Origin of the sequence: Streptomyces sp. TRM68367, from assembly GCF_014495685.1 — a bacterium.
Classification (GTDB): Bacteria; Actinomycetota; Actinomycetes; order Streptomycetales; family Streptomycetaceae; genus Streptomyces.
Window position 1 is genome coordinate 38,982 of record NZ_JACTVI010000034.1, and the last position, 15,915, is coordinate 54,896.

Below are 15,915 nucleotides of genomic sequence, written 5' to 3' on the forward strand. Positions count from 1 at the left end.
GCTGTTACCGATGCCTCTGTTACCGATGCGACCACTGCGACCCAGGAGAATCACGTGACGACCGGAGCCACCGTATGGCTCACGGGTCTGCCGAGTGCCGGCAAGACCACCATCGCGCGCGAGCTGGCCGGCCGGCTCCGCGAGGAGGGCCACCGCGTCGAGGTGCTCGACGGCGACGAGATCCGCGAGTTCATCTCGGCGGGCCTCGGTTTCTCCCGCGAGGACCGGCACACCAACGTGCAGCGCATCGGCTTCGTCGCCGAACTGCTCGCCCGCAACGGCGTGCTGGCCCTCGTCCCGGTCATCGCGCCGTACACCGACAGCCGCGAGGCGGTGCGCAAGCGGCACCAGCAGAACGGGACGGCGTACCTGGAGGTGCACGTCGCCACTCCGGTCGACGTGTGCTCGGTGCGCGATGTGAAGGGCCTGTACGCCAAGCAGGCCGCGGGCGAGCTGTCCGGGCTGACCGGGGTCGACGACCCGTACGAGGAGCCCGAGACGCCCGATCTGCGGATCGATTCGCAGAACCAGACCGTGCAGGAGTCCGCGGCGTCGGTGTACGCCCTGCTCAGCGAAAGGGGACTGGCATGACGGCCGTTGCGACCGTGAAGGGGGGCGAAGACGGCACGGACAGCCCGTACGCCCTCTCGCACCTGGACGCGCTGGAGTCCGAGGCGGTGCACATCTTCCGTGAGGTCGCGGGCGAGTTCGAGAAGCCGGTGATCCTGTTCTCCGGCGGCAAGGACTCCATCGTCATGCTGCACCTGGCGCTGAAGGCGTTCACGCCGGCGCCGGTGCCGTTCGCACTGCTGCACGTGGACACCGGGCACAACTTCCCCGAGGTCATCGACTACCGGGACCGTACGGTCGCGAAGCACGGGTTGCGGCTGCACGTGGCGTCCGTGCAGGACTACATCGACCGCGGAGTGCTCAAGGAGCGCCCCGACGGCACACGCAACCCGCTGCAGACGCTGCCGCTGACGGAGAAGATCCAGGAAGAGAAGTTCGACGCCGTGTTCGGCGGCGGGCGCCGGGACGAGGAGAAGGCGCGGGCGAAGGAGCGGGTGTTCTCGCTGCGCGACGAGTTCTCCCAGTGGGACCCGCGCCGGCAGCGGCCCGAGCTGTGGAACCTGTACAACGGCCGGCACGCACCCGGTGAGCACGTGCGCGTGTTCCCGCTGTCCAACTGGACCGAGCTGGACGTGTGGCAGTACATCGCCCGCGAGGGCATCGAACTGCCGGAGATCTACTTCGCGCACGAGCGCGAGGTGTTCAGGCGCAGCGGTATGTGGCTGACGGCCGGCGAGTGGAGCGGGCCGAAGGACAGTGAGGCCGTGGAGAAGCGGCAGGTCCGCTACCGCACCGTCGGCGACATGTCCTGCACCGGCGCGGTCGACTCCGACGCCGACACCATCGAGAAGGTGATCACGGAGATCGCCGCCTCCCGGCTGACCGAGCGGGGCGCGACCCGGGCCGACGACAAGCTGTCCGAGGCCGCGATGGAAGACCGCAAGCGCGAGGGGTACTTCTAAGCATGAGCACGATCACGACCGAGGAGCTCTCGGCCACCACCCTGCTGCGGTTCGCCACCGCCGGTTCCGTCGACGACGGCAAGTCCACCCTCGTCGGGCGGCTGCTGCACGACTCCAAGTCGATCCTCACCGACCAGCTGGAGGCCGTGGAGCGGGCCTCGGCCGGCCGTGGCCAGGACGCGCCGGATCTCGCGCTGCTCACCGACGGCCTGCGCGCCGAGCGGGAGCAGGGCATCACCATCGACGTGGCCTACCGGTACTTCGCCACCCCGCGCCGCCGGTTCATCCTGGCGGACACGCCGGGGCACGTGCAGTACACGCGGAACATGGTCACCGGCGCCTCCACCGCCGAGCTGACGGTGATCCTGGTCGACGCCCGCAACGGCGTCGTCGAGCAGACCCGCCGGCACGCCGCCATCGCCGCCCTGCTGCGGGTGCCGCACGTCGTCCTCGCCGTCAACAAGATGGACCTGGCCGGGTACGCGGAGCAGGTCTTCGCGCAGATCGCCGAGGAGTTCACGGCGTACGCGACCGAGCTGGGTGTCCCGGAGGTCACCGCGATCCCGATCTCGGCGCTGGTCGGCGACAACGTGGTGGAGCCGTCCGCGAACATGGACTGGTACGGCGGCCCGACCGTCCTGGAGCACCTGGAGACGGTCCCGGTCAGCCACGACCTGAGCCACTGCCACGCCCGGCTGCCGGTGCAGTACGTGATCCGGCCGCAGACCGCCGAGCACCCGGACTACCGGGGTTATGCCGGCCAGATCGCGGCGGGCAGCTTCCGGGTCGGCGAGAGCGTGACCGTACTGCCGTCCGGCCGGGCCACGAAGATCTCCGGCATCGAGCTGCTCGGCAAGCCGGTCGACGTCGCCTGGACCACGCAGTCGGTGACCGTCCTGCTGGAGGACGACATCGACATCTCGCGCGGCGATCTGATCGTGCCCAGCAAGGACGCGCCGCCCACCACGCAGGACATCGAGGCGACCGTCTGCCACGTCGCCGACGCCCCGCTGACCGTCGGCCACCGGGTGCTGCTCAAGCACGGCACGCGCACGGTCAAGGCGATCGTCAAGGACATCCCGTCCCGGCTCACCCTCGCCGACCTGTCCCTGCACCCGCACCCGGGACAGCTCGTCGCCAACGACATCGGCCGGGTCAAGGTCCGCACCGCCGAGCCGCTGCCGGTCGACTCCTACGCCGACTCGCGGCGCACCGGCTCGTTCATCCTGATCGACCCGGGCGACGGGACCACGCTCACCGCGGGCATGGTCGGCGAGTCGTTCGCCTCTCCGGAGCCGGTCAGGGACGAGTCCGAGGACGACGGGTGGGATTTCTGAGATGACGCCCACCGACTACTTCTCCACGTTCGCGAAGGAGGGCGGCCGCGTCGGCAGCGGCCCCCTCGGCAGCGGGCAGGGCGGAGTGACGCGATGTCTGCGCTGACGTACGCGCACCGCATGCGCGCCGCCCCGGACCCACCCGCCGACCTCCCGGCCACGACCTGGTAAGGGCGTGAGAGCCGGGCCACCGAGAGGAACCCTCCGTGCCTGCACCACCCGCCCTCCGCCGCACCCTCGCGGTCCTGGCCGCGTTGCCGCTGCTCGCCCTCGCCTCCTGCGGCTACGGCTCCCAGGCCGTGGAGAACACCGAGCACGCCGTTGCCGGGGCGGCCAAGACCGACGGCCTGGACTCCGTGCGGATCGGCTACTTCGGGAACCTCACCCACGCCACCGCGCTGGTCGGCCGGCAGAAGGGCTTCTTCCAGAAGGAGCTGGGCGGCACGAAGGCGGACTACTCGACGTTCAACGCCGGTCCCTCGGAGATCGAGGCGCTGAACTCGGGTTCCATCGACATCGGCTGGATCGGCCCCTCGCCCGCGATCAACGGCTACACCAAGGCGGACGGCAAGAACCTGCGCATCATCTCCGGTTCGGCGTCCGGCGGCGTGAAGCTGGTCGTCAACCCGGAGAAGATCAAGTCCCTGAAGGACGTCAAGGGCAAGAAGATCGCCACCCCCCAGCTCGGCAACACCCAGGACGTGGCGTTCCTGAACTGGATCTCCGAGCAGGGCTGGAAGGTCGACGCGCAGAGCGGCCAGGGCGACGTCTCCGTGATCCGCTCCGACAACAAGGTCACCCCGGACCTGTACAGGTCGGGCTCCATCGACGGCGCGTGGGTGCCGGAGCCGACCGCGTCCAAGCTGGTCGCCGAGGGCGCGAAGGTGCTGCTGGACGAGGCCGACCTGTGGCCGGACAAGAAGTTCGTGACCACGAACGTCATCGTGTCGCAGAGTTTCCTGAAGCAGCACCCGGAGGCCGTCGAAGCGGTGCTGAAGGCCTCCGTCGAGACCAACCGGTGGATCAACGCCCACCCGGAGCAGGCGAAGGCCGCGGCCAACGCCCGCCTGAAGCAGGACACCGGCATGGCGCTCCCGGCCGACGTCATCGACCCGGCGTGGAAGTCCATCCAGGTCACGGACGATCCGCTGGCCGCCACCCTCAAGACCCAGGCCGAGCACGCGGTCAAGGCGGGCCTGCTGCAGAAGCCGGACCTGACCGGCATCTACGACCTGACGCCGCTGAACAAGGTCCTCAAGGCGGAGGGCGAACCCGAGGTCGGCGACGCCGGCCTCGGCGTGCATTAAGGCACGGATCCCGATGAGTTCCCAGGAGGTGACGACCATGGCAACCGCCCTCGCCAAGGCCGCGGACACGGATGCGTCCGTGGAGCACGCCGCGCGCATCGACCACGTCTCGAAGTCCTTCGCCGGCCCCGCCGGACAGCAGCTCGTCCTCGACGACATCACGCTCGATGTCGCGCCGGGCGAGTTCGTCACCCTCCTCGGGGCGTCCGGCTGCGGCAAGTCGACCCTGCTCAACCTGGTGGCCGGGCTGGACAGGCCCAGCGCGGGCGGCATCACGACCGACGGGCGCCCAGCGCTGATGTTCCAGGAGCACGCCCTGTTCCCGTGGCTGACCGCGGGCAAGAACATCGAACTCGCGCTGAAGCTCCGGGGGGTAGCGAAGGCCGAGCGGCGGGGCCGGGCCGAGGAACTGCTCGAACTGGTCCGGCTGAAGGGCGCGTACGGCAAGCGGGTGCACGAACTGTCCGGCGGCATGCGTCAGCGCGTCGCCATGGCCCGCGCCCTCGCGCAGGACAGCAAGCTGCTGCTGATGGACGAGCCGTTCGCCGCGCTGGACGCGATCACGCGGGACGTGCTGCACGACGAGCTGACCCGCATCTGGCGCGAGACACGGCTGTCCGTCCTGTTCGTCACGCACAACGTGCGCGAGGCGGTCCGGCTCGCCGAGCGCGTGGTCCTGCTGTCCTCCCGCCCGGGCCGCGTCGCGCGCGAGTGGACGGTGGACATCCCGCAGCCGCGCCGTATCGAGGACGCCGCCGTGGCGGAGCTGTCCCGGGAGATCACCGAACAACTGCGTGGGGAGATCCGCCGCCATGGCCAGCACTGAGACGACCGCCAAGGACGGCAACGATCTCGCCGGACTCGAAGCCGGCCTGGACGCCCTGGAGACGGTCCAGACGGGCCGTACGCCGTTCCGGAAGACCCTGATACAGAAGATCCTGCCGCCGATCGTCGCCGTCCTCCTGGTACTGGCGCTGTGGCAGCTGCTGGTGTCGTCCGGGGCCGTCAGCGATCCCAGCAAGCTGCCCGCGCCGGCCGACGTGTGGGGCGAGCTGCGCGAGTCCTGGCTGCAGGGCACGCTCCACGAGTACATCTGGACCAGCGTCTCGCGCGGACTGCTCGGCTTCCTGATCGCGCTGGCCATCGGGACGCCGCTGGGGCTGCTGGTGGCGCGCGTGCGGTTCGTGCGGGCGGCGATCGGCCCGATCCTGTCCGGCCTGCAGTCCCTGCCGTCCGTGGCCTGGGTGCCGCCGGCCGTGATCTGGCTGGGCCTGAACGACGAGATGATGTACGCGGTGATCCTGCTCGGCGCGGTCCCGTCGATCGCCAACGGCCTGGTGTCGGGCGTCGACCAGGTGCCGCCGCTGTTCCTGCGCGCCGGCCGCACGCTGGGCGCGACGGGTCTGAAGGGGACCTGGCACATCGTCATGCCGGCCGCGCTGCCCGGTTACCTGGCGGGCCTGAAGCAGGGCTGGGCCTTCTCCTGGCGCTCCCTTATGGCGGCGGAGATCATCGCGTCCTCCCCCGACCTGGGGGTGGGCCTGGGCCAGCTGCTGGAGAACGGCCGCAACAACAGCTCCATGGCCATGGTCTTCTTCGCGATCCTGCTCATCCTGATCGTCGGCATCGCCATAGACCTGCTGATCTTCAGCCCGCTGGAGCGGTGGGTGCTGCGCAACCGCGGTCTGCTGCCGAGGAGCTGAGTTTCCGTGCGACGCCCGGTCCTTCTCGTCATCGCCCACGGCAGCCGCGACCCGCGGCACGCCGCGACCGTGCACGCCCTCGTACGGCGGGTCCGCGCGCTGCGCCCGGACGTACGGGTGGAGACCGGTTTCCTGGACTTCAACATTCCGTCCGTACAGGGGGTGCTGGAGTCGCTGGCGGCCAAGGGCGTCCGGGACGTCGTAGCGCTGCCGCTGCTGCTGACCCGTGCGTTCCATGCGAAGGCGGACATCCCGGCGGTGCTGGCGGACGCACCGCCGCAGCTGCGCATCCGTCAGGCGGACGTGCTCGGCCCGTCGCCGCTGCTGCTGTCGGCGTTGGAACGGCGCCTGTACGAGGCGGGTCTGACCCCCGCCGACAAGTCCTCGACCGGGGTCGTGCTGGCCTCGGCGGGGTCCACCGACCCGGAGGCGATCGCAGTGATCGCTGAAATCGCGCGGGAGTGGCGGCACACCGGTTGGTGCGCCGTGCGGCCTGCGTTCGCCTCCGCTGCATTTCCCGCGGGGTTCCCCCGCACCGAGGACGCGGTGCGGGGGCTGCGGGAGCTGGGCTGCTCTCGCGTCGCGGTCGCCCCCTACGTCCTGGCCCCCGGCTTCCTGCCCGACCGCATCGCGCGGGGTGCGGCGGAGGCGGACGTGCTCGCCGACGTACTGGGGGCGGCGCCGGAGGTGGCGCGCGTGGTGCTGGAGCGGTACGACGCAGCACGGGTGCCGTTGCCGGCGGCGGTCGGGGCCTGAGGGCAGGGCACAGGTACCGCTGTCGACGGCGGTCGGGGGCGACCGGCTGGCTCCGCCGGATCTGCGGGCAGGCCGCGCAGCGCAGCGGGCAGCGGCCGGCCGTGGTGGGAAGGACCGTACGGCTGTTCTTCCTCAACATCGCCGATGCCGGGGACTTCGTGGCCGTCCCCAAGGGGGCACTGGCCCGGGCGTTCCCCGGCGCGGAGGAACCAGCGGAGATCAGCATCGCGCCCTTGTGGCCGCACAGTGTCCCCGACTACCGGAAGCACCGGGCGGCGGCCGGGGCCATCCCTGCGCGGGCCAAGTGGCCCGGGGCGGACGTCAGTCGGCCTGCGGCAAAAGGGTGCCGAGGGGGCCCAGGTCCAGGTTGAGGTCTTCCATGCGCAGGTCGTAGCGGGCGCAGAGGTCTGCCATGCGGTCATGGAGGAGCATCAGCGTCAGGCCGACGCGTTCCTCCTGGTCCTCCGTGAGGTCGCCGGTGTCGACGCGGTGGAGGGCCTGGCGTTCCATGAGCTGGCGGAGGAGTTCGACGACGGTCAGCACGAGTTTGACAGGTCGCGTTCGACGGTGTCCGGGTCGGTCGACAGGCGGTGGGCGGCGGCGGGTTGGGTGTCCGGGCGTGGGGGCGGCATGGGACCTCATTGCTGGGGGACGGGGTGGGCCGGCAGGAGCCCCTCCACCAGCTCGGGCGAGCGGCGGACGCGGGGGTCGAGGAGCCGCAGCTCGCCCTCGATGGCAGCCGCGACGGCGGGGGTCGGTTCAGGCACCGGTCAGCTCCACGAGTTTCACGACGGTGTTCCAGTTGCGGGTGGTGGCGATCAGGCCCTTGGTCAGGCGGGGTCGGGACAGGGCCTCGGCGAGCTTGGAGCGGCCCAGGCCGCCCGGTGTGTAGAGGTACAGGGCACGGTCGCCGAGGCGGAACTCCTCGGGGAGAAAGACCGGTTGGTCGATCTCCGCGAAACGGGACGCGTCGACCGGGGCGGAGAAGTACGTGACGTGCAGCTGCCTGCCCTCGAGTTCGGCGGGCGGGAACGGGCAGGCCTCGGCGACCGCCTCCAGATAGGCGTGGTCGCGCACGATCACGTCGACGGGGAAGCCGAAGTGTTTCTCGACGGCCTGCATGATCTCGGCGGCCAGGCACTCCTCGTCGCCGTGATCCGCCGCGAACACGGCCTGACCGCTCTGCAGATACGTGCGTACGGCGTCGTGGCCGAGGCCTTCCAGGAGGGTGCGCAGGTCGGCCATCGCGACCTTCTTGCCGCCCACGTTGATCCCCCGCAGCAGCGCCGCATACGTCGTCGTCATGCGCACACGATAGGGCGGCCGTCGTGCCCCGTGGGGGTGGGCACGACGGCCGTGTCCGCCGCGAGCGGACTGCGCGAAACTCTGGCCGAACGGCGGGCTCCGGTTCAACTCGTCCACGCACTTGTGACTCATTCAACAAACCTTGACCGGGACATTACAGACACCGGCACCCTGATCGCCGCCGCTCACCAGGGGCAAGCCCGGGTCGACGAGGCGTTCCCGGGCGGCTCCGAGCCGACCGAGGTGGTCGTCAGGGCGGACGACATCGACGCGCCCGAGGTGAAGACCGCGCTGCCCGCCATCGCCACGCACACCGTGACGCCGGAGACTCCATGCAGTCCATGAGCAGATGGGCGTCGGCCTCGCGGCGGCGGTGCTCATCGACGCGACGATCATCCGGGGCGTGCTGCTGCCGGCGGTGATGGCGCTGCTCGGGGAGCGCAACTGGTACCTGCCGAAGTGGCTGGACCGGATGCCCGGCCTCACGCACGACGAGACGCCGGACGCGATCGCGGTACCCTCCGTGCCGGACGAGGGGCGGCCGGTGAGGGTCTGACGCTTCCCGCCGTTCACAGGGCCCGTTGGGAGGGCTGCGGGCCCGCTCATGAAGGCGCCCCGTGAGGGGCCTCTGCGGAGGCTCTCCGAGGGCGTTTTATGAGGGCAGTTCGCCCTCGATGAGGTCGGCTGCCCGCCGGGTGCCGCCCTCGCCGGCCATCCCGGCCTGGATCTCCTTCAGGTGGCGGGCGACCTCCGGGTCGTCAACGAGGGCGAGGGCGGTGGCGCGCAGGGTCTCGGCGGTCGCCTCCTCCCGGGGGACGTGTCGGGCGACGCCGAGCCCCTGGAGCACGTCGGCGTTGCCGAACTGGTCCGCGGCCTGCGGTACGGCGATCATCGGGGTGGCCGTGGCCAGGCCCTCCTGGCTGCCGCCCGCGCCGGCGTGGGTGACGAACAGGTCGGCCTGCTTCAGGATCGCCGGCTGCGGCACCCAGGAGCGCACCTCGACGCCGTCCGGTACGTCGCCCAGCTCGGCGGGGTCGACGTGGCGGCCGATCTGGAGCACGACGTGCCAGCCCGGCAGGTCGCCGAACGCCCTGACGCACTCCTGGTAGAAGCCGGGCTGTTTGGTGAAGGCCGACCCGAGCGAGACGAGCACGACCTTCTCGGCACCCTCGGGCCGCCGCCAGTCGCCCTCGGTGGTGCGGTCGCACTGGCAGGCGCCGACGAAGGTGTACACGCTCTCGTCGACCCGGTCGGCGTTCGGCTGCAGCGCGCGGGGGACCAGGACGAGGGAGCGGGCCGGGTGCCCCGCGAACACGTCGGGGTGCTCGGTGATCCCGTTCTCCTCCAGCCAGGCCTGGAAGCGGGCGTAGTAGGCCCGGCCGCGCTCGGTCTTCTTCGGCTCCTCCCACATCGGCTTGGCGGCCTCCTCCTCGTAGCCCTCCCAGGCGACGAGGTGCGGCGCCAGGGAGATCGCGGGCACGCCCCAGCGGCGGGCGAGGACGCGGGCCGGGTACGAGGCGGTGTCGTGCAGGACGAGGTCCGGCACGTCCGTCCCGTCCGCCCCGTTCGTCTCGTACGCCTCGATCAGCTGGGGCAGCGCCTGGATCGCGTCGTCGAGGAACGGCTCCACGTTGTCCAGCAGCGTGGTCCCCCAGGCCGACGGGTCGGCGTCAGGCCCGGGCAGTGTGGACTTCCAGAGCTTCACCTCCGCACCGGTCCCGGCGACCTTGTCCGCGAGCGCGGGCGGGATCGCGTACGTGACCCGGTGCCCGCGCGCGACGAGTTCGCGGATCACTTCGAGGCTCGGGTTCACGTGGCCGTGGGCGGCGATGGAGAACATGGCGATGTGAGCGGGACTGGTCATGCACCGACCATAAACGAGACGATACGTCTCGTGCAACTCAATTTGGTTTTACGAGGTCAGCGCCTCGTGCAGCCGCAGCCAGCGCCCCGGCGCCACCTCCCCGACCAGCACACCGGGATCCAGGCGCGCGGCGCGGAACGCGGCGTCCAGGCGCCGCCTCGGGTGCACCAGGCGCAGGGAGGCGTGCAGCGAGCCGCCGGCCCCGGAGAAGCCCAGCTCGACCAGGTGCCGCCAGCTGCCGTACGCGGCTGGGTCGATCAGCGGGGTGCCGCGGCGCTCGATGCGGAGGATCCCGGCGTCGACGCGGGGCGCGGACCGGAAGCTGTGCCGGCCGACCCGCCCGGCCAGCCGCCACGCGAAACACGGCCAGCTGCGGACCGTCAGCAGGGTCCAGCTGCCGTAGTCCCCGGTGCGTTTACGGGCGTATTCGAGCTGGGTGAGGAGCGTGGCGTCGGTGAGGTCGGGGGCTCGCAGACACCAGTCGACGATCGCCGCCGTACGGGAGAAGGGCACGTTGCCGGCGACGGCGAAGGGGGTGTGCGGGGGCCGCGCGGCGAGGAAGTCACCGCCGATGACGCGGACTTGGGGTTTGCCGGAGAAGCGCTCGCGCAGTACGGCCACGAGCCGGGGGTCGATCTCGTAGGCGCGCAGCTCGGCGCAGCGGGGGGCGAGCACGGTGGTCAACGCGCCCTTTCCCGCGCCGACTTCGAGCAGCAGCCGGGCCGGGCGGTCGTGCGGGACGGCGAGCCGTGCGAAGCGGATGGCGGCGGTGCGGTCGGCGAGGAAGTTCTGCGAGAGCGCGCGCGTGCGCTGGGTGGGGCGGGCCATGGCCTGCGGTCCTTGTCTTCCGTGAGGGGCCTGAAGGGCAGACGAAGGCCCCGACCGGAAGACGGGAGGACGGCACACCGGATCGAGCCGTCACGCGTCGGACGCGTGCGTGCTCTATCTACGGCGTACGTCGGCGAAGAGGGCGCCCCTGCGGCAGTGCCGTCAGCGGGCGTGGCTCCCCGGGCCGGTCAGGGCTCCGGGGCCGCGGCGCATGCGGATGGGATACGTGCAGCCCCGGCCGTAACCGGAGCTGTAGGTTGGGCTTCCTGCCATGCGCGGAACGGTAGGCGGGCGCGGTCGGCACGGGCAACGGGTTTTTGGCGGGCGCGGGTACTTCGTACGGCGTCAGCACTGGTAGCGGGCAAGGATCAGGTTTCCGTCCTTCTCCAGGCGGAGGAGGGCGAGGCCGAGAGCGAGCAGGAACTGCGGGACCGTCACCCCGACGGCCCACACCAGCCCGATCCGGAACGACTCCCAGAACAGCGTGTCGTGCAGCAGGTCCCGGAAGTTGAGGGCGCCGATCCACTGGGCGGGTGCGGTGCGGCCCGACTGGGTGTCGGTGAACACCAGCAGGATCCCGTAGACGAGCGGGCCGACGCTCAGGACGAGGATGGGGATCAGGGCGGGCAGTACCAGGAACCAGGCGCTGTGGTCGAGCGCGCGCCGCGGTGCGCCGTTGCCGGGCACGCGGCGCGTCGGCCGCTTCACCTCGGTCACCAATGCCATGGAATCAGCCCCTTTGTGCGGCCCGGGTGGCCACGTCATGGTCGTGAAGGCGCTGTGGCGCGTCAAGGCACCGCACGTGGTCCCACCTGTGCGAATGCGACACTGGCCGGCGGATGGCCGGAACCCGGAAGCAGGTACGGCGAGGGTGGACGGACCAGGACGCCGAGGACGCCTTCGACGCCGAGGACCCCAAGCAAGACCTGGGCGACACGGGCGACGCGGGCGACGCGGGCGACGCGGGCGACGCGGGCGACGCGGGCGACACCGACCATAAGGACGACAAGGACGACAAGGACGACAAGGACACGGAGGCGGACGATGGACGAGGCTCAGGCGCGGAGTGCGCTGGCCGCGGCGGGGGTGCTGCCCGGGGCGGCCGAGGTCGCGCGGCTGCTCGCGCTGGGCGAGAACGCGGTGTTCGCCGCCGGCAGCCTGGTCGTCAAGGTGGGGCGCGACGCCGAGCTGTTCGACCGGGCGCGCCGCGAGCTGGACATCGCGCTGTGGCTGGCCGAGGCGGGGGTGCCGGCGGTGCGGGCGGCGGAGCCGGAGGCGCTGCTGGTCGACGGTCATCCGGTGACCGTGTGGCATAGGCTGCCCGAATCGGTACGGCCTGCGGAGCCGCGGGATTTGGCCGAACTGCTGCGGGTCGTGCACGCACTGCCCTCTCCTCCTTTCGAACTGCCGCCGCGCGATCTGCTGGGCGGGGTGGAGCGGTGGCTGCGGCTGGCGGGTGAGGCGATCGATTCGGCGGACGCGGCGTATCTGCGGGAGCGGCGGGACGGGTTCCTGGCGGCCGTGGGGGCGGTGACGCCTCAGCTGCCGCGGGGGCCGATTCATGGCGATGCGTTGCCGCGCAATGTGCACGTGGGGCCGGGCGGGCCGGTGCTGGTCGATCTGGAGACCTTCTCGGCGGACCTGCGGGAGCACGATCTCGTGGTCATGGCTCTCTCTCGCGACCGGTACGGGTTGCCTGCGGCGGCTTATGAGTCGTTCGTCGAGGCGTATGGGTGGGATGTACGTGAGTGGGAGGGGTGTTCGGTTCTGCGGGGGGCCCGGGAGACGGCGAGCTGTGCGTGGGTGGCGCAGCATGCGCCGAGCAACCCCAAGGCGCTGGCCGAGTTCGAGCGGCGGGTGGCGTCGTTGCGGGACGGGGATGCGACGGTGCGGTGGTATTCGTTCTGAACGGCGGTTGCTGAGCCGCGCCGGCAAAGGCACCCGGCGTTGGTGCGGGCGTTCCTGCGGGCTGCGCACCCCAGACCCCCGCTTCGGCCTGAACGGCCTCGCTCTCAAACGCCGGACAGGCTTGTGGCGACCAGCTTGTCCTGCGTTGAAAAGTGACCGCCCGCTCAGACCGGTTCGTCCGCCGGCTCCCGCAGCGGCCACGTGCCGTCGACCAGGGCCGTTGGGTTGCCCTTGCGGCGTAGGAAGTTCTGGAAGTCCGCTGCCCAGTCGGCGTACCACTCGATCTGGCGGCGGTGCAGGTCGGCCGGGCCGAGGGACGCGATCTTGGGATGGCGGTCGGCTATCGCGCAGGCGAGGTGGGCCGCGGCGAGGGCGTCGGCCGAGGCGTTGTGCGCGGCGTCGAGCGGGACGCCGTACTCGGCGCAGACTGCCTGGAGTGTGCGCTTGCCGCGGCGGTAGCGGTCGACGGAGCGGTCGATCGTGTACGGGTCGATGACCGGGGCGGGGGATAGGCCGCCCAGGCGGTCGCGCAGGGACGGCAGGCCGTACCGGCGCAGTTCGGCGGTGAGCAGGGTCAGGTCGAACGCGGCGTTGTAAGCGACGACCGGCACGCCCGTCTTCCAGTACGTCACGAGCACGTCGGCGATCGCGTCCGCCACCTCGTCGGCCGGCCGGCCCTCCGCCGCCGCCCGCTCGTTGCTGACGCCGTGCACCGCCACCGCGTCCGCCGGGATCTCCACGCCGGGGTCGGCCAGCCACTCCCGGTGCCCCATCCGCATCCCACCCCTGACCTCGATCACGGCCCCCGTGACGATGCGCGCCTCACGCGGATCGGTACCCGTCGTCTCCAGGTCGAAGCCGATCAGCAGCTCCCGGTGCCAGCCCATGGGCGGCCCCCCTTCTTGTGGTGCGTTCCCCCAGTGGCCTCCACCTTCCCATGAGCCACTGACAATCAGAGGACCGCGTTCCGCTTGTGCCGTCGAGGCGTTCGCGACAGGGGCGCATCACAGGGCAGTTCATGACACCGGACGCGAATCCACCCACATCAGCTCGAACTCCTCGCGGTAGGTGGGGAAGAGCCCGCCGTCCTCGATCTCGCCGGACTTGACCATTTTGTTCCCGTTCCGCAGGACGAGCACCGGCGCCTCCATCCCCCGCGTCCGGCGCAGGTACGACTGCACGACCGCGACGCCGTCCGCCCCGTCGCCGTCGACGAGGTAGGCGGTGAAGCGGGGCGTCTCGTCGTAGACCTGGATCTCGAAGGCGCCGGGGTCGCGCAGCCGGGCGCGGACCCGGCGCATGTGCAGGATGTTCATCTCGACGGCGCGGCTCAGCTCGCCGCGCTTGATGCCGAGTTCGCGCTCGCGTCGCTTGACCGCGCTGGAGGCCGGGTTGAGGAAGAGCAGGCGCACCCGGCAGCCGGACTCGGCGAGGCGCACCAGGCGGCGGCCGGAGAAGTTCTGCACGAGCAGGTTGAGACCGATGCCGACGGCGTCGACGCGGCGGGCGCCGCCGAAGATGTCCTCGGCCGGGAACCGGCGCAGCAGCCGCACCCGGTCCGGGTGCACGGCAACCACGTCGGCGTACCGGTCGCCGACCAGGTCCTCGACGGCGTCGATGGGCAGCCGGCGCGCGGAGGGCACGTCGCCGCCCGCGCCGAGCATCTCCAGCAGCCGCGCCGAGGCCCGCTCGGCCTGGTTCAGGACCGCCTCGGACAGCGCGCGGTTGCGGGAGACGACGTTACGGGTCACCTCCAGCTCGTCCAGGGCGAGTTCGACGTCCCGGCGGTCGTCGGAGTAGGGCTCGAAGCACGGCCAGTGCTGCACCATCAGCTCGCGCAGCTGCGGCAGGGTGAGGAAACTGAGCACGTTGTCGTCGGCCGGGTCGAGCAGATAGCCCTTGCGGCGGCTGACCTCGCGCACGGCGACCGCGCGCTGCGCCCACTCCTGCCCGGCGGGCCCGGCCGCGGCGACCACCCAGTCGTCGCCGTGGTGGGGTGCGTACACGGGCCGCAGAACGGCGGCCACGACGGCGCGCAGCCGCTGTTCGACGAGATTCAGCCAGATGTAGGCGCGGCCGGCCCGCTGGGCGCGGGTGCGCACCTCGCGCCAGGCGTCGGCGTCCCAGTCCAGCTCAGGCCCGATCGCGCCCGCGTCCATCGGCCGCGCCAGGGACACGGCACCGGGCGGGACGTCTGCGGAGTTCCCCTCGTGCCCCTCGTCACCAGGGGGCAGCTCCAGCCCTCCCGAGCCCACCCGCGCACCGCCTTCCGCTCCCCCGAGCACTCCCCTTGCCAACGATCAAGGAAGGGTACTCCGGGAGCGGTCGGCGGTGCAGCCTGATGGACAGGCTGGTTCTCAACTGTCGTCGTCCGCGTGCCCGTTCTGATCGGCGAGCGACCGGGGTGTGAGCGGATTCATGGCGGTGACGTCCCGCGGGGCCAGGGAGAGTCCCTGCCAGTGGACCGGCATGGGCTGCTGGTCCTCGTCCCGGGCGGCGCCGGGGACGATCTGCGGTAGGCCGGGGCGCAGTCGGCGGCGGGCGCCGGGGGCCTTCGGGCCGGTCTTCGACTGGGCGGCGGCCGTCCGCGTGCGGGTACGGCTCAGTCTGTTGACGCGTATGGAGAAGTGACTCCCTCGCAGGAGGTACAGGTTGGAAAAGTGGACGTGATGGGCCGGCCGGGCCCGGCGGCAGCTCAGCGGCCGAGTTCGACGACCTTGCGGCTGCTCAGGTCGATCACCAGGTGACGGGCGTCGATCCACGACCTGTTCCTCACCTTCGGGAACAGCCGCGCACAGCGGTGCTCGCCGCACGGGTCGAGCGCGGCGGGCTGGGCGCCCGGGACGGACTTGTAGATCATGCTGTCCCGGTGCAGCTGGTCCGGCGAGGTCAGCTCCTTGCCGGTGCGTCCCGGTAGTCCGCCTTCAGGCCCGCGCCCAGCGGGTCGGCGATCAGCAGCGGGGCGGCCTCGGTCCGCTCGGCGCGGCTCAGCGGCGGCTGGACGCCGCGCCGGGTGTCGGTCCGCTCGACCTTTCCGGTGTCGAGGTTGACGGTCCTGGTGGCGAGCGTGTCGTCCTTGTATTCGTAGAAGGCCACGTCGGCGCGGCGCGGCGCGTCCGGGGCGTCGAGTTCGCCGGCCTCCGGTTCGGCCAGTCCGACGTCGAGCCTCTGGGGGCCGCGGTCCCCCTCGACGCGCTTCATCTCGTCGTCGGTGAGCGGGTGGCCGCCCGTGCCCCGCGCAACCTCGGCGGGCGGCTGCTCCACGACGCCGGTCGCGACGGCCGCGCCCGGCCCGTGCCCTCCGCCCCGGCCGCGCCCGGCCGTGCCCGGCAGGGTGGCGGGGGCGGGCATCGCGGCGGTCCCCGCCACCGCGAT

General features: G+C 71.6%; 14 protein-coding genes and 6 pseudogenes. 10 read left to right on the top strand and 10 right to left on the bottom strand.

The genetic code is table 11. The features are described from left to right. Nucleotides 1–54 precede the first annotated feature (54 nt). The 7 genes from cysC to H8R17_RS22150 all read left to right on the top strand — a co-directional run bounded on the left by cysC (nt 55) and on the right by H8R17_RS22150 (nt 6,635). Nucleotides 55–591, top strand: coding sequence for an adenylyl-sulfate kinase (gene cysC, locus H8R17_RS22115; RefSeq protein WP_399477087.1), 537 nt, complete (start codon nt 55–57; stop codon nt 589–591). Continuing rightward, nucleotides 588–1,532 carry a sulfate adenylyltransferase subunit CysD gene (gene cysD, locus H8R17_RS22120; RefSeq protein WP_187824952.1) on the top strand — a complete coding sequence of 315 codons (945 nt, stop codon included), beginning with the start codon at nt 588–590 and terminating at the stop codon, nt 1,530–1,532. The genes cysC and cysD overlap by 4 nt, the downstream gene beginning before the upstream one ends. Before the next feature lie 2 nt (nt 1,533–1,534). Continuing rightward, nucleotides 1,535–2,869 carry a sulfate adenylyltransferase subunit 1 gene (locus H8R17_RS22125; RefSeq protein ID WP_187824953.1) on the top strand — a complete coding sequence of 445 codons (1,335 nt, stop codon included), beginning with the start codon at nt 1,535–1,537 and terminating at the stop codon, nt 2,867–2,869. Between the two features lie 206 nt (nt 2,870–3,075). After that, nucleotides 3,076–4,176, top strand: coding sequence for an aliphatic sulfonate ABC transporter substrate-binding protein (locus H8R17_RS22135; protein WP_187824955.1), 1,101 nt, complete (start codon nt 3,076–3,078; stop codon nt 4,174–4,176). Between the two features lie 37 nt (nt 4,177–4,213). Continuing rightward, nucleotides 4,214–5,002, top strand: a complete 789-nt coding sequence (locus H8R17_RS22140; RefSeq protein ID WP_187824956.1) for an ABC transporter ATP-binding protein — start codon at nt 4,214–4,216, stop codon at nt 5,000–5,002. Then, nucleotides 4,989–5,879: an ABC transporter permease gene (locus H8R17_RS22145; RefSeq protein WP_187824957.1), complete on the top strand. Its 891-nt coding sequence runs from the start codon at nt 4,989–4,991 to the stop codon at nt 5,877–5,879. Before H8R17_RS22140 ends, H8R17_RS22145 begins: the two co-directional genes overlap by 14 nt. Nucleotides 5,880–5,885: 6 nt before the next feature. Further along, nucleotides 5,886–6,635: a sirohydrochlorin chelatase gene (locus tag H8R17_RS22150; RefSeq protein ID WP_187824958.1), complete on the top strand. Its 750-nt coding sequence runs from the start codon at nt 5,886–5,888 to the stop codon at nt 6,633–6,635. 321 nt (nt 6,636–6,956) lie between these two features. Here H8R17_RS22150 and H8R17_RS22155 read toward each other — a convergent pair. From H8R17_RS22155 to H8R17_RS22165, 3 genes and pseudogenes are all read right to left on the bottom strand, one after another. Next, nucleotides 6,957–7,237 (bottom strand): annotated as a pseudogene (locus tag H8R17_RS22155) (gas vesicle protein K); the annotation flags it as partial. Between the two features lie 51 nt (nt 7,238–7,288). After that, nucleotides 7,289–7,402: pseudogene (locus tag H8R17_RS47165) on the bottom strand (DUF4440 domain-containing protein); the annotation flags it as partial. Then, on the bottom strand, nt 7,395–7,940 hold the full coding sequence (locus H8R17_RS22165; RefSeq protein WP_187824959.1) for a DUF1697 domain-containing protein: 546 nt from the start codon (nt 7,938–7,940) through the stop codon (nt 7,395–7,397). The gene H8R17_RS22165 and the pseudogene H8R17_RS47165, both read right to left, overlap by 8 nt. A 123-nt stretch (nt 7,941–8,063) precedes the next feature. Between H8R17_RS22165 and H8R17_RS49350 the strand changes: the two genes are divergently transcribed. Together H8R17_RS49350 and H8R17_RS22170 are read left to right on the top strand one after the other, a co-directional pair. After that, a complete protein-coding gene (locus tag H8R17_RS49350; protein WP_399477089.1) occupies nt 8,064–8,285 on the top strand; it encodes a hypothetical protein in 222 nt (73 codons plus the stop codon). Then, nucleotides 8,284–8,496, top strand: a pseudogene (locus tag H8R17_RS22170) (MMPL family transporter); the annotation flags it as partial. The gene H8R17_RS49350 and the pseudogene H8R17_RS22170, both read left to right, overlap by 2 nt. Nucleotides 8,497–8,592: 96 nt before the next feature. Here the strand turns inward: H8R17_RS22170 and mgt are convergent. From mgt to H8R17_RS22185, 3 genes and pseudogenes are all read right to left on the bottom strand, one after another. Continuing rightward, complete coding sequence (gene mgt / locus H8R17_RS22175) at nt 8,593–9,804, bottom strand: macrolide-inactivating glycosyltransferase (protein ID WP_187824960.1); 1,212 nt, start codon at nt 9,802–9,804, stop codon at nt 8,593–8,595. Between the two features lie 48 nt (nt 9,805–9,852). Next, nucleotides 9,853–10,632 carry an ErmE/ErmH/ErmO/ErmR family 23S rRNA (adenine(2058)-N(6))-methyltransferase gene (erm, locus tag H8R17_RS22180; RefSeq protein WP_187824961.1) on the bottom strand — a complete coding sequence of 260 codons (780 nt, stop codon included), beginning with the start codon at nt 10,630–10,632 and terminating at the stop codon, nt 9,853–9,855. 393 nt (nt 10,633–11,025) lie between these two features. Then, a pseudogene (locus H8R17_RS22185) lies at nt 11,026–11,358 on the bottom strand (sugar ABC transporter permease); the annotation flags it as partial. A gap of 318 nt (nt 11,359–11,676) precedes the next feature. On the opposite strand from H8R17_RS22185, the gene H8R17_RS22190 reads away from it, so the two are divergent. Further along, nucleotides 11,677–12,540: a phosphotransferase enzyme family protein gene (locus H8R17_RS22190; RefSeq protein WP_187824962.1), complete on the top strand. Its 864-nt coding sequence runs from the start codon at nt 11,677–11,679 to the stop codon at nt 12,538–12,540. Between the two features lie 164 nt (nt 12,541–12,704). On the opposite strand, the gene H8R17_RS22195 is transcribed toward H8R17_RS22190, so the two are convergent. The 4 genes and pseudogenes from H8R17_RS22195 to H8R17_RS22210 form a co-directional block, all read right to left on the bottom strand. Then, nucleotides 12,705–13,427, bottom strand: coding sequence for a 3'-5' exonuclease (locus H8R17_RS22195; protein ID WP_187824963.1), 723 nt, complete (start codon nt 13,425–13,427; stop codon nt 12,705–12,707). 129 nt (nt 13,428–13,556) lie between these two features. Then, a complete protein-coding gene (locus tag H8R17_RS22200; RefSeq protein WP_316959489.1) occupies nt 13,557–14,795 on the bottom strand; it encodes an SAV2148 family HEPN domain-containing protein in 1,239 nt (412 codons plus the stop codon). Nucleotides 14,796–14,897: 102 nt separating this feature from the next. Next, nucleotides 14,898–15,035, bottom strand: a pseudogene (locus tag H8R17_RS22205) (copper amine oxidase); the annotation flags it as partial. 200 nt (nt 15,036–15,235) lie between these two features. After that, nucleotides 15,236–15,915 (bottom strand): annotated as a pseudogene (locus H8R17_RS22210) (Tat pathway signal sequence domain protein); the annotation flags it as partial.

What these genes read in the sequence shown, in the direction of transcription:
- H8R17_RS22165 (WP_187824959.1), bottom strand. Translation starts at nt 7,940, where the DNA reads ATGACGACGACGTATGCGGCGCTGCTGCGGGGGATCAACGTGGGCGGC.
- H8R17_RS22190 (WP_187824962.1), top strand. Translation starts at nt 11,677, where the DNA reads ATGGACGAGGCTCAGGCGCGGAGTGCGCTGGCCGCGGCGGGGGTGCTG.
- H8R17_RS22145 (WP_187824957.1), top strand. Translation starts at nt 4,989, where the DNA reads ATGGCCAGCACTGAGACGACCGCCAAGGACGGCAACGATCTCGCCGGA.
- H8R17_RS22140 (WP_187824956.1), top strand. Translation starts at nt 4,214, where the DNA reads ATGGCAACCGCCCTCGCCAAGGCCGCGGACACGGATGCGTCCGTGGAG.
- H8R17_RS22125 (WP_187824953.1), top strand. Translation starts at nt 1,535, where the DNA reads ATGAGCACGATCACGACCGAGGAGCTCTCGGCCACCACCCTGCTGCGG.
- erm (WP_187824961.1), bottom strand. Translation starts at nt 10,632, where the DNA reads ATGGCCCGCCCCACCCAGCGCACGCGCGCGCTCTCGCAGAACTTCCTC.
- mgt (WP_187824960.1), bottom strand. Translation starts at nt 9,804, where the DNA reads ATGACCAGTCCCGCTCACATCGCCATGTTCTCCATCGCCGCCCACGGC.
- H8R17_RS22195 (WP_187824963.1), bottom strand. Translation starts at nt 13,427, where the DNA reads ATGGGCTGGCACCGGGAGCTGCTGATCGGCTTCGACCTGGAGACGACG.
- cysD (WP_187824952.1), top strand. Translation starts at nt 588, where the DNA reads ATGACGGCCGTTGCGACCGTGAAGGGGGGCGAAGACGGCACGGACAGC.